This window comes from Gulbenkiania mobilis (assembly GCA_004346645.1).
Lineage (GTDB): Bacteria > Pseudomonadota > Gammaproteobacteria > Burkholderiales > Chromobacteriaceae > Gulbenkiania > Gulbenkiania mobilis.
On record SMDA01000003.1, the window covers coordinates 279,224 to 291,480 of the forward strand.

General features: G+C 65.0%; 10 protein-coding genes. 4 read left to right on the forward strand and 6 right to left on the reverse strand.

Annotation, left to right across the window (positions count from 1 at the left end; all coding sequences use genetic code 11):
• Positions 1 to 28 precede the first annotated feature (28 nt).
• From queF to EV669_RS06290, 3 genes are all read left to right on the forward strand, one after another.
• Positions 29 to 868, forward strand: a complete 840-nt coding sequence (gene queF, locus EV669_RS06280) for an NADPH-dependent 7-cyano-7-deazaguanine reductase QueF (RefSeq protein ID WP_132098177.1) — start codon at positions 29 to 31, stop codon at positions 866 to 868.
• Positions 869 to 935: 67 nt separating this feature from the next.
• A complete protein-coding gene (locus EV669_RS06285) occupies positions 936 to 1,385 on the forward strand; it encodes a DUF2799 domain-containing protein (protein ID WP_318271345.1) in 450 nt (149 codons plus the stop codon).
• 68 nt (positions 1,386 to 1,453) lie between these two features.
• Positions 1,454 to 2,164 (forward strand): alanyl-tRNA editing protein, encoded by a 711-nt coding sequence (locus tag EV669_RS06290; RefSeq protein ID WP_054284517.1) that lies wholly within the window; start codon positions 1,454 to 1,456, stop codon positions 2,162 to 2,164.
• Between the two features lie 81 nt (positions 2,165 to 2,245).
• Here the strand turns inward: EV669_RS06290 and EV669_RS06295 are convergent, their stop codons facing one another.
• Genes EV669_RS06295 through mltA form a run of 3 tightly spaced genes read right to left on the reverse strand, consistent with a single transcriptional unit; the run spans position 2,246 to position 7,788 of the window.
• Entirely contained in the window at positions 2,246 to 5,380 is a 3,135-nt protein-coding gene (locus EV669_RS06295; RefSeq protein WP_054284516.1) for an efflux RND transporter permease subunit, read from the reverse strand.
• A 10-nt stretch (positions 5,381 to 5,390) separates the two neighbouring features.
• Positions 5,391 to 6,494 carry an efflux RND transporter periplasmic adaptor subunit gene (locus tag EV669_RS06300; protein WP_132098178.1) on the reverse strand — a complete coding sequence of 368 codons (1,104 nt, stop codon included), beginning with the start codon at positions 6,492 to 6,494 and terminating at the stop codon, positions 5,391 to 5,393.
• 10 nt (positions 6,495 to 6,504) lie between these two features.
• Positions 6,505 to 7,788: a murein transglycosylase A gene (gene mltA / locus EV669_RS06305; protein WP_055433176.1), complete on the reverse strand. Its 1,284-nt coding sequence runs from the start codon at positions 7,786 to 7,788 to the stop codon at positions 6,505 to 6,507.
• A 318-nt stretch (positions 7,789 to 8,106) separates the two neighbouring features.
• Between mltA and alr the strand changes: the two genes are divergently transcribed.
• Positions 8,107 to 9,339, forward strand: a complete 1,233-nt coding sequence (alr, locus tag EV669_RS06310) for an alanine racemase (RefSeq protein ID WP_054284513.1) — start codon at positions 8,107 to 8,109, stop codon at positions 9,337 to 9,339.
• A 43-nt stretch (positions 9,340 to 9,382) separates the two neighbouring features.
• Here alr and EV669_RS06315 read toward each other — a convergent pair whose 3' ends face one another.
• The 3 genes from EV669_RS06315 to radC form a co-directional block, all read right to left on the reverse strand.
• Positions 9,383 to 10,534: an acyltransferase family protein gene (locus EV669_RS06315; protein ID WP_165922715.1), complete on the reverse strand. Its 1,152-nt coding sequence runs from the start codon at positions 10,532 to 10,534 to the stop codon at positions 9,383 to 9,385.
• Positions 10,535 to 10,800: 266 nt separating this feature from the next.
• Positions 10,801 to 11,319 (reverse strand): hypothetical protein, encoded by a 519-nt coding sequence (locus EV669_RS06320; RefSeq protein ID WP_132098180.1) that lies wholly within the window; start codon positions 11,317 to 11,319, stop codon positions 10,801 to 10,803.
• A 271-nt stretch (positions 11,320 to 11,590) separates the two neighbouring features.
• The gene (gene radC / locus EV669_RS06325) at positions 11,591 to 12,199 is read right to left on the reverse strand and encodes a RadC family protein (protein ID WP_132098181.1); all 609 of its coding nucleotides are present in this window, start codon (positions 12,197 to 12,199) and stop codon (positions 11,591 to 11,593) included.
• Between the last annotated feature and the right edge of the window lie 58 nt (positions 12,200 to 12,257).

The following is a 12,257-nucleotide window of genomic DNA, read 5'->3' on the forward strand; positions in this document are numbered from 1 at the left end:
CAACCCTGCCTCTCGACAAGGAGACCGCATGCATTCCCCCACTCCCGAACAGTCGCCGCTGGGTAAGAGCGTCCGCTACCAGGACACCTATGACCCTTCGCTGCTTTTTCCCATTCCGCGCCAGAGCAAGCGCGACGAGATCGGCGTGTCTGCCGAAGCCCTGCCCTTCGACGGCGTGGACCTGTGGACGGGCTTCGAGTTGTCGTGGCTGAACCCGCGCGGCAAGCCACAGGTGGCGATCGCCACCTTCCGCATCCCCGCCCACTCGCCGCGCCTGATCGAATCCAAGTCATTCAAGCTGTATCTCAACAGCTACAACCAGACACGCATCGACAGCCTGCAGGTGCTCCAGGCGCAGCTGGCGCTGGATCTGTCTTCCGCGGCTGGCGCGGCGGTTGAGGTGGCGCTCTTGCTGCCGCGCGATTTCCCCGCCCAGAGGCTGGCGGAGCTGCCGGGTGAATCCATCGATGATCTGGACATCGAGGTGGACAGCTATGCGCCCTGTCCCGAACGGCTGTCGGCCGACCCGAGGCACATCGTCACCGAAGTGCTCAGCTCCAACCTGCTCAAGTCCAACTGCCTCGTCACCGGCCAGCCGGACTGGGGAAGCGTGCAGATTGCCTACACCGGACCGCGCATCGACCGCGAGAGCCTGCTGCGCTACCTGATCGGCTTTCGCCAGCACAATGAATTCCACGAGCAATGCGTGGAGCGCATCTTCGTCGACCTGATGCGCACCTGCCAGCCCGAGCGGCTGACGGTATACGCCCGCTACACCCGACGCGGGGGATTGGATATCAACCCCTTGCGCACCAACGACCCTTCGGCCAACCTTCACCCCGACAACACCCGTACCGCGCGCCAGTAGGGCGGAAGGCATGCAGGCTGCTGCATGCCCCTGTGGGGGCTGCCCTCTTCCTTGCACGGAGACCGACATGCGTCTGATGCCATTCCTGCTGCTGGCCTCGCTGCTGGCCGGCTGCGCCACACTGGACGAAAACAGCTGTCGTACACGTGATGCCACCAGCCTGGGCCGTGACGATGGTCACCAAGGCTATGGCCTGTGGCGGCTAGACAAGCACATCGAAGCGTGCGGCCGCTACGGCATTACCCTGGACCGTCAGGCCTACCTTGCGGGCCGCGCCGAAGGTCTGCAGTCCTACTGCACCCCGGAAAATGGCCAGCGCGTAGGTGAACGGGGCGAGCGCTACGAAGGGGTATGTCCGGCCAATCTGGAGCCGGGCTTCCTGCGCCGCTACTGGCCGGCGTACTGGGAGTACCGTCAGGATTACCCTGAGGATTTCTGGCCGGGCGGGCGGATGGGTGTCGGCGTGGCCGAAGGCCCTCGCGGCCGCTTCGGCTTCGGGCTGGGCATCGGTTTCTGAGTTTGCCGGCTGCTTGAAAACCGGTGCCTACCGGTGCACCCTGTGTGGTAGACCAACAAGGAGAAACCATGCAGGAACGCTTTTATCTCGACCCGTATGCGACCGAGCTGGACACGTACGTTCAGCGCCACGACGCCCGCGGCCTCGTTCTGGCTGAGACCCTCTGTTATCCGCTGGGCGGTGGTCAGCCCGGCGATACGGGCGTGCTGACGTTCGACGATGGCCGGGTGCTGCGCATCAGCGATACCCGCCGTGACCGTGAAACACGCGAGATCCTCCATCTCGTCGAGGATGGCGGCCCCCTGCTCGCGGAAGGCACGCCGGTGCGCCTGACACTCGACTGGGACCGGCGCCACCGCCACATGCGCATCCACACCTGCCTGCATCTGCTTTCGGTGGTGATACGGGCCGGCGTGACCGGCGGCAACCTCAACGACCAGAGCGGACGACTGGACTTCGACCTGCCCGAAGGCATGGAACTGGAGCGCGAGGCGATCGAGACGGCGCTGAACCAACTGATCGCCGCCAACCATCCGGTAAACGTGCGCATGACCTCGGGCGCGGCCTTGCAGGCCCAGCCCGAGCTGATCAAGACGATGTCGGTCACGCCGCCGCTGCATCTGCCCGAGATCCGGCTGATCGAGGTGGACGGAGTCGACCTGCAGCCCTGTGGCGGCACGCATGTGGCCCGTACCGGCGAGATCGGCCGTGTGCTGGTGAAAAAGATCGAGAGCAAAGGGGCGCGCAACAAGCGCGTGGTGGTGGCCCTGGCCGACTGAACGGCCCCCTGCCGCAGACATCGAAAAGGGTTGGCCGAAGCCTTTGCTTCGGCCAACCCTTTTGACTGGAACCGGACGGACTCAGGGCGTACCCTGTGGTCCGCCCTCCTCGGGGCTTGGCGGCACCTTGAAAAGACGCAGCAGGCGTTGCCGCAGGCCGTCCATGTAGGTATAGACCACCGGCACCACCAGCAGCGTAAGCAGGGTGGAGGTGACCAGCCCCCCGATGATCGCATGCGCCATTGGTGCCCGCGTCTCGGAACCCTCGCCGGTGCCCAGTGCCAAGGGCAGCATGCCGAAGATCATGGCCAGGCTGGTCATCAGGATCGGCCGCAGCCGCACCCGGCCCGCCTCCACGATTGCCTCCTCGCGTGTCATGCCCTCTCGGCGCGCCTGGTTGATGAAGTCCACGAGAAGGATGCCGTTCTTGGCGGCCAGGCCCATCAGCATCACGATGCCGATCACCGAGAACATGTTGAGCGTGCTGCCCCACAGGAGCAGGGCCACGAACACCCCGACGAAGGCCAGGGGCAGCGCCATCATGATCGCCACCGGCAAGGTGAAGCTGCGGAACTGTGCGGCCAGGATCATGTAGATGAAAATTACCCCCATCGCCAGCGCCTGTAGCGCGTAGCCCAGCGACTCCTGCATGTCCTGACGTTCGCCTTCCTGCGCGATCGTCACCCCCGGCGGCAGGTCGAAGCCCTGCGTCAGGGTGTTGATGTCGGCAAACACCGCAGTGTTGTCGCGGCCGCTGATGTTGGCCGTCAGCGCGATCTCGCGCTGCATGTCCACCCGGTTGATCTGGCGCGGCGTCACTGTCTCTTCCATGCGGGTGACGGCTGACAGCGGCACCATGTAGGCCTCGCCGCTATCGCTGCGCTTGCCGGCCACCGTCATTACGTCCAGCAGCTCGCTCTGACGCATCTCGCGCGGCACACGCATCCGCACGTCGTAGTTTTCCCCGTCCGGCGCCTCCCAGGTAGTGACCACGTTGCCCGCCAGCAAGATGGAAAGGCTATCGCCCACGCGGGCCAAGTCCACCCCAAGCGACGAAGCCGCCTCGCGGTTGAGCACCACATTGAGCGCAGGGTCGGCATCGGCCAGGCTGGACTCCACATCGGTCACACCCGGAATCTTTTTCAGACGCTCGGTCAGCGCGCGCGCAGTGCGCTCCAGTTCGGCCACGTCGGTACCGCGCAGGCCGAGGTTCACCGGCTTGCCGCCGCCGCCCGCCTTGCCCAGCTCCTCGATCGACTGGATCTCAATGCCGGCCACCTTCTGCGCCGCCTTGCGCGCTTCGGCCATCAGCTGGAACAGACCACGCTCGCGGGTGTCCTTGCTGCCCACATCCACCACCAGCCGTGCCTCGGTCTTGCCGGCACCGAAGCTGCCCGCGCCCACCGAGATGCTGATGCGATGCACTTCCGGCATGGCGCGTCGCAGTTCGCCGTCCAGCTCCACCGACTTGGCGCGGGTGTAATCCAGCGAGGAGCCGGGTGCGGTCTTGATGCTGACCTGGAACGAGCCCTTGTCCTCACGCGGCAGGAATTCACCCCCTACCAGCGGCACCAGCGCGAAGCTGCCCACGGTGATGGCCAGCGCAACCAGCATGGTGGTCTTGCGGTGTCCCAGCACCCAGCGGATGGCCCCCACGTAGCGCTCGCCCAGCCGGTCCAGCGAGCGCTCGAACCAATCCAGGAAGCGCCCGAGCGGCCCGCGGTGCGCGTCACCGTGCCGGTGCGGGTCGTACCAGATCGAGGACAACATCGGATCGAGCGTGAAGCTGACGAACAATGAGATCAGCACCGCCACCGTTACCGTCAGGCCGAACTGGTGAAAGAACTTGCCGATGATGCCGCTCATGAACCCTACCGGCAGAAACACCGCCACGATGGTAAGGGTGGTAGCCAGCACTGCCAGGCCGATCTCCTGAGTGCCTTCCAGCGCGGCGTGGTAGTGGCTGCGGCCCATGTTGGCATGGCGCACGATGTTCTCGCGCACCACGATCGCATCGTCGATCAGCAGGCCGATCGACAGCGACAGGGCCATCAGGGTCATCAGGTTGAGGGTAAAGCCCAGCGCCTGTACCGCGAACAGTGTGCCGATCAGCGCCACCGGCAGTGTCAGCCCGGTAATGACCGTGCTGCGCCAGCTGCCGAGGAACAGAAACACGATCAGTACTGTCAGCACAGCACCCTCGATCAGCGTGGACTGCACTTCGGACAGCGAGTTGCGCACATCCTGCGACTTGTCGTAGGTGTAAACCACCTGCGTGCCAGCCGGCATCTGGCCTTTCAGGCTGTCGATGGCGCGCTTGACGCCGTCGGCTACCTGCACCACGTTGGAACCGCGGGCAGCCCGGATATCGATCCCTACCGCCGGCCTGCCGTCGATGAGCGAGATGCTGTTGCGCTCGGCCTCGGCATCGCGCACGTCCGCCACTTCTGCCAGCCGGATGGGCACGCCCTCACGCTCGGCCACGATCAGATTGGCGAAGTCTTCCGGCGTACGCAGCTTGCCGGCTACCCGTACTGCCAGTTCGTTCTGCGTGCTCTCCACCGTGCCGGCCGGGTAGTCGCGGTTGGCATTGCGCACCACGTCGGCCACCTCGGAAACGGACAGCCCAAGGCCTTCCATGCGCAGGGGGTCCATCTGGATGCGGATCTCGCGCTGCAGACCGCCGATCACTTGCGCCTCGCCCACGCCGCCTACCGTCTGCAGGCGCTTCTTCAGTACATTGTCCACCCAGGTGGTAAGGGTACGCTCGTCCACCGAGGGGGAGCTGAGCGTGATCGACAGCAGGGGCTGGTCGTTGGGATTGAACTGGGACACGGTGGGCGTGGAGATCTCGCGCCGGAAGCTGCCCTGCACCGAGCCGACGCGGTCGCGCACGTCTTGCACGGCGACGTTCGGGTCCACCGACAGCTCGAACTCGACGATCACCACCGAGCTGCCTTCAAAAGAATAGGAGCGGATGTGCTTGATGCCGTTGATAGTGTTGACGGCTTCCTCGATAGGCCGGCTGACTTCGCTCTCCACCACTGTCGGAGAGGCGCCGGTATACTGGGTGGAGATCACCGCTACCGGGAAGCGAATGTCCGGAAACTCCTCCACCGGCAGACGCGCCCAGGAAAAGAAGCCCAGTACCACCAGTGCGAGCATCAGCACGGTGGCGAAATACGGGTTGTGGATGCTGATGCGGGTGAGCCACATGGTGTGTTCCTCAGCCCGCGCTCGGCAAGCGCACGGCGTCGCCCGGCTTCATGCCGATCAGGTTGGCCGAAAGCACCACCTCGCCGGCATTCAGCCCCTTGACCGCCACGGTGCGGGTGGTGTCGGCCGTCAGCAGGATCTCCACCGGCCGTTTTTCCAAGCGGCCGTTGCGCACCACCATCACCCACGGACTCTTGTCGGCCTCGCGCACCGCCGCTTGGGGCAGGCTGACGGCCTCCGGCAGCTCGCGCAGCACGATGTCCCCCTGCACGAACTGCCCGGCTTTCAGGCGCGCGTCCCGGTTGTCCACGCGCACATAGGCGGTGAAGCTGCGAGTGCCCGGCGCTGCGACCGGATTGAGGCGGGTTACCCGCCCCTGGAACACCGTGGAGCCACCCTCAACCTTGAAGCGCGCCGTCTGACCGACGTTCACGCTGGCGGCCCGCTGCGCCGGCAGCGTGGCTTCCACCTCGAGCACCGACAGGTCGGCCACGGCAAACAGCACCGTGTTGCGGGCGGCCACGTCCCCTACATTGATCTTCTTCTGGTACACCACGCCGTCGAGCGGGGCCTTCACCACGGCCTCGGCCAGATCCTGGCGGGCGCGAGCCAGCTCCGCGGCCTGAGCGCGGACCTCGCCCTCGCTGACGGCGTAATCGCTCTGCAGCTCTTCAAAGGCCAAGCGCGAGATAAAGCCGCGCTCTACCAGCTCCCGCTGACGCTGCAGCTTCTGCTGGGACAGGCGCAGGCGTGCCCGGTTGTTGGCCAGTTGCGCTTCCTGCTGGATCACGCTCTGACGCAGCGTCTCGCTGTCGATGACCGCGAGCACTTCGCCCCGGCGCACCGTCTGTCCCTCGCGAACCGATACCGACTGCACCGTTCCCTCCGCACGGGCCGCCACCTGGCTGCTCTTCTCGGGGTTGAGCGTGCCGGTGAACGGCACCGCTTCCGAAACCGTCCCCACCTTGGCGGTGACGATATCCAGCGCCGCAAGCATACGCACCGGCGGCGCAGCGGGCTTGGCGGTCTCGGCTTCTTCCGCCTTCTGGCCACGGTTGCAGCCGGCCAGGGCCAGCATGGCCAGGCAGGCAAGGATTGCTGTGGTTTGTCTCATGGTGTCAGCCTTATCGTCCGGCGCTGGCGGCCGGGTCCATCCCCTTGGGCAGCAGCAGCCACAGGCGGCCCTGCTGTTTCATGCGTCCTGCGTACATGCCGGCTTCAGTGCCGAAGCCCCAGAAAAAGTCGGCCCGCACCGCGCCCTTGATGGCACCGCCGGTGTCCTGTGCATGCACCAGCCGGCGCAGCGGCGTACTGCTCAAGGGCCAGGTGGTTTCCAGGAACACCGGCGCCCCCAGCGGGATATAGCGGGGGTCCACTGCAATGCTGTAGCCGTCGGTCAGGGGCACACCCAGCGAGCCGATCGGGCCACCCTCGGCGTGTCCCAGCACCCGGAAGAACACATAGCTCGGGTTGCTGTTGAACAACGCCTGACGCCGGTCCGGATGCGCCCGCACCCACGCCTGGATGCCCTGCATCGATGCGTCGGCCAGGGTCATCTCACCGCTGTCTACCAGGGTCTTGCCAATGGACTGGTAGCCGTAGCCGTTCTGGTCGGCATAGCCCACGCGCAGCAGCGTGCCGTCCTCCAACTGGATGCGGCCGGAGCCTTGCACCTGAAGGAAAAACAGCTCGGTCGGGTCTTCCACCCATGCCAATACCGGCGCGCTGCTCACGCCCCTGCCCTGCTCGATCTCGGCCCGTGTGTAGTACGGCACGAAGCGGTCGCCTTCCAGACGACCCTTCAGGCGCGTGGTCTTGCCGTCGGTAACGAAGTCGGCCAGCCGCACCCGGTACTGACCTGATGCCGGTTGCGTGGCGCCCGGCACGCTCGCCAGCCGGTTGGCACCGACCACGCGCACAATGCCCTCACCCCGCTGCCGCTCTGCCGGGCCCGGCTCGAAGGTGTAGAGGTCGGAGGGCACCCCGTATACCGGCCACGGGGTGCGCTCGGTGCGTACGCGGCTGCCGTTGAGCAAGGGCTCGTAGTAGCCGGTGATCAGCCCCTGCACGCGGCTGCCATCCGAAACGGACCAGGCATTGAAATACTGTTCGAAGTAACGGCGCACGCCCGCCGGTTGCTGCACGTCGACGTTGGCCGAAGCCAGGCAGGCCGCCTGCCAGGCCCCCCAGTCTTTGGGCTTCCTGGCCAGTGCGCGGCAGCTGTGCTGCAGGGCCTGGAGCGAGGCCGCGTGGGATTCAGCCGTCCAGCCGGGCAGGCTGTCGACCGGAACCGGGGTATAGCGCGCGCCGGTGGTGGACGGCCCCGGCACCGTGGGGGCGGGGGGCAGCGTGGAACAGGCCCCCAGCCAGAGCAGCAGAGGCAGGCAAAGCAGTAGTTTGATGTTCATCGATGGTGGCATGCGATCGGTAACGGCGTCGTTCGGCCAGGGCTGCCGGCCCGGCCGCCCTCTACGGGAGCAATTCCGGGACCTGGCAACCCCTGCGGGAGTCAGCGATTCTCGCCCTATCGCACCGGCATCGCAAGGCAGCCGGGCGGCGCCCCAGCCGCGCCCGGTGCGAGACACGACCATTCATGTCGCCCTTTGCTAGCGACAGCCCCGGCACCCACACGTAATATGACAAAGCTGTTAAAAACCAGCAGGATTTTATAAAGGCTCCGCGCCAAGGCGCGCTGTCCCCTTCATCCCTCTGCAAGGAACACAACGATGCAATTTGCCCGTACCCTTCTGGCCGCCTCCCTGGCCGCGTGCTTTGTATCGGGCGCAGCGCTGGCTGCGCCGGAGCTGCCGCTTTCCAGCTACGACAAGACCAGCAGTCTTACGGCCACCAGCAATGCCTGGATCGAGGTCGACCGCGCCGCCTTCGAGCACAACATCCGCACACTGCAGGCCACCGTGGGCGACAAGACCAAGATCTGCGCCATCATGAAGGCGGACGCCTATGGCCACGGCATCGGCCTGCTGGTGCCCTCCGTGATCGCCACGGGCGTGCCCTGCATCGGCGTGGCCAGCAACGAAGAAGCACGCATTGTGCGCGAGAAAGGCTTCACCGGCCGTCTGATGCGGGTGCGCACCCCGACGCTGGGCGAACTGGAAGGCGCGCTGCCGTACAACATGGAAGAGCTGGTGGGCAACCTGGACTTTGCTCGGCAGGCGGGCGAGATCGCCCGTCGCCACGGCAAGACGCTGTCGGTGCATCTGGGCCTCAACTCCGCCGGCATGAGCCGCAACGGACTGGAGCTTTCCACCGAGCAGGGGCGCCGTGAGGCACTGGCGCTGGTGCGCTTGCCCGGCCTTAACCTAGTAGGGCTGATGACACACTTCCCCGTGGAGGACAAGGACGACGTCCGCCGAGGCCTGGCAGTGTTCAACAAGGAAACCGACTGGCTGATCAAGACCGCCCGCCTGGATCGCAACAAGCTGACGCTGCACTGCGCCAACTCGTTCGCCACGCTGGAGGTACCGGAAGCCCGGCTGGATATGGTACGTCCCGGTGGCGCGCTCTATGGCGACACCGTACCCAGCTACACCGAGTACAAGCGCGTGATGGCCTTCAAATCGCGCGTGGCGTCGGTCAACCGCTACCCGGCCGGCAACACCGTGGGCTATGACCGCACCTTCACGCTCAAGCGTGACTCGGTGCTGGCCAACATCCCCATGGGCTACTCCGACGGCTACCGCCGTGTGTTCACCAACAAAGGCTTCGTGCTGATCAATGGCCAGCGCGCTCCGGTGGTGGGCAAAGTGTCCATGAATACCACGATGGTGGACGTGACCGACATCCCGGGCGTAAAGCCCGGCGCGGAAGTGGTGCTGTTCGGCAAGCAGGGCAAGGCCGAGATCACCCAGGCAGAGGTGGAGGACATCAACGGTGCCCTGCTGGCCGACCTCTACACCGTCTGGGGCAACTCCAATCCCAAGGTGCTGAAGCCGGAATGAGCCAACGCTGACGCAACAGGAAACGGCCCATACGGGCCGTTTTTCATGAGGATACGGGGCCGATCGCGGGCGGCGCTTCGGCCAACCTTTGTGGCAACAGCCAACGCCGGGCCAGCCGGCTGCCCGGCACCTCCACATGCCGCCACACCCAGGCTCCCACCACCAGCGACATCCCCGTGGCGAGCAGCAGGTAGACGGGCCCGTGCGTGGCTTGGGTCCCTGCCAAGCGGCCCACCGCCAGACCCAGGAAATGCTGGGCGAGCGGGTGCGCCAGATACAGCGCGTAGGAGATTTCCCCCAGCCACAGCAGCGCCCTGGGCGTGGGCAGACGCTGGGTCTTGCTGGACTGCGCCAGCCCGATGAACACCAGCGCCAAGGGACCGCCCCACTGGGTGGGCCCATGCGTGGAACACACATCCGCCACCGCCAGCGCCACCAGCGCCGCCAGAGGCAGCAGCACCAACAGCGCCGCTCCACGAGGGGTGGGCGGCCCGGGCAGGTGGAAGTAGAGCCAGGCGGCCACCATGCCGAAGAGGAAATCCCAAACCATCGGGTTGATGGCAAGGTTGGCATACGCCCATTGCCCGATCACCGCTTGGTCGAACACGCCCCAATCGAAATGGCCAAGTGCCATGGGTACCGCCAGCAAGGTCAACCCGAACCAGGCCGCCATGCCGAGCCAGCGCCACCGTCCCAGCAGCAAGGCCGCCGCAAACACCAAGTAGAAGTACATCTCGAAGGTCAGCGTCCAGCCCACCGGCAGTGCCATGCTGAAGTACAGCGGGTTGTAGGGGTCGACCGGGACGAAAAGCAGCGTCTTGAGCAGGGCCTCGCGCCCTGCCGGCTCCACCAGCCCGTGCACCCCCTGCAAGGTCAGGAAGGTCAGCACCGTCAGCACCGCATAGGCCGGCCAGATGCGCACGATGCGCTTGAGCAGGAACACGCGGGCATCCGCCACACCACCCGGCAGCGTTCGCGTGGTGTAGACCATCAGGAAACCGCTAAGGATGAAGAACAGGTCTACCCCCATCGCCCCGTGGTACAGCACCTCCTGCACAGCCTCTGCCCAGGGCGAGCCCGTGAGCGCCCCCCGGGCATGCACCAACACCACCAGAAATGCCGCCAGCCCGCGCAGAGCCTGCAACCATTCGAGCGCAGGCCGGTCGACCAGCCTGCTGGAAAGCGTATCTTGCACCCGCGTCTGTCCGCTTCGGCCAACCTCGGTCAGCCGTTAAAGGAAATGGAAAAAGGACTTGCAGCGCTGGCTGCAAGTCCTTGATGCCTGGTGGGCCCTGCGGGGCTCGAACCCGCGACCAAAGGATTATGAGGGGTAGTGAGACCCCTGTTTTTGGTCCTTTGGGCCTACCGAACAGGAAAGTATACCGTCTACCCTTGCTCGCGTATACCACAGCAAAGTCTAAGTATGGTGGTGCCGTACGAGGGTGAAACAACCTTCTTGATCTAACGGAGAAGTGATGGCAAAAACCGCCCCCATTCGCTGCGAAAACCCGCCGAAAACCCCGGCCCGGGACCGGACGTTTGACGGTCCGCTTGAGCCTCCTTTGTCGGTGGAGCATAGGGCTCGCCCGGCAAGGCGAGCATGGAGCGTTTCCAGTCCGCCCAGTCACCGACGACTTGGTGCAGGTGTGGTTTGCCTTCAGCGGCGGCCGTCAGCCCTTCGGCACGCAGCAGCGCTGCGCAGAAGGAAGGTTGATTCGCGCTGCGGCTGACAAAGGCCGGGATCAAGGCCTTGGCTGGGAACGGCTGGGTGTGATCGGCCGGCATACAGGCTTCGATCCCGTCGAAGCGGGCGATCTCGTTGCTGAAATAGCCGCCGCTGTCGTTAGCGGTGATGCTCACGTACAACTGCTGGCGGTCCGTATCGGTCAGGATCAGGTAGCTGATTGCGCCGCCATTTCGACCGAGCTTTTGTGCTTCGGCGGATTTGAGTTTCAGGTACTGCGTGGTTTCGGTGGTCATGGTTGTCTCCGGGTAGGGAATACGGTTCAGAAAAGCAAAACGCCGATGCCCAGAGCAGGGCATCGGCGTGATAGGGGAAGTACAGCTGGCGGTGAGTCCGCCTTGGGGTAAAGCGAGCTATTTGCGGCGCGAATCGTCATCGAGCAGTTGCTTGACGACAGCGTTTGCCGCGGCAATAACGATGGCCTCTACTACCGGTGCGATGAGTAAAGCTGGAAGCATGATGGGCTCCTGATTCAGGGGTGACAAAAGGGAATGGCAGCGGTTGCCGTCAGAGCAATCCGCGTTCGGCGAACGACACGGGTGTGGCCGTGCCAGCAACGATGAAATGATCCAGGACGCGTACATCGACCAAGGCAAGCGCGCTTTTGAGCGAACGCGTCAGCGCCTCATCGGCAGAACTCGGTTCAGGAACGCCGGACGGGTGGTTGTGGGCGAATACGACAGCAGCAGCATTTCGCTCCAGCGCCAGCTTGACGACTTCACGCGGATAGACCGACGTTTGCGTCAGCGTGCCGCGGAACATCTCGACGCAATCGATCAGGCGGTTCTGGGCATCCAGCAGCAGGACCATGAAAACCTCATGGGGCAGACCGCCGGCAATTAGGCGCAGATAATCACGGATGGTGGCTGGATCGCTCAGACAGTCGCCCAAGCGCATGGTCTCGGCGAGCGCCCGCGCCATCAACTCCTTACAGGCTTCCAGCGTGCGCTCAGGACCATAACCGGCATGAACTTCGTTGAGCAGAGTGCGGCCGGCGTGGAGTGCGAAGACGTCGATCAAGGATCGACCGGCGAGGCGCTGGGCGGCCTCTTCACCGAGCAGCAACGCAAGCAAAGCGGACGTCGACATCGTCCGGATAGGGGGAGGGGAAAGCATGGGATTCTCCTGGTCAGAAATGGAAAACCCCGGGCACCTTGCGGCGACAGGGGTCAGG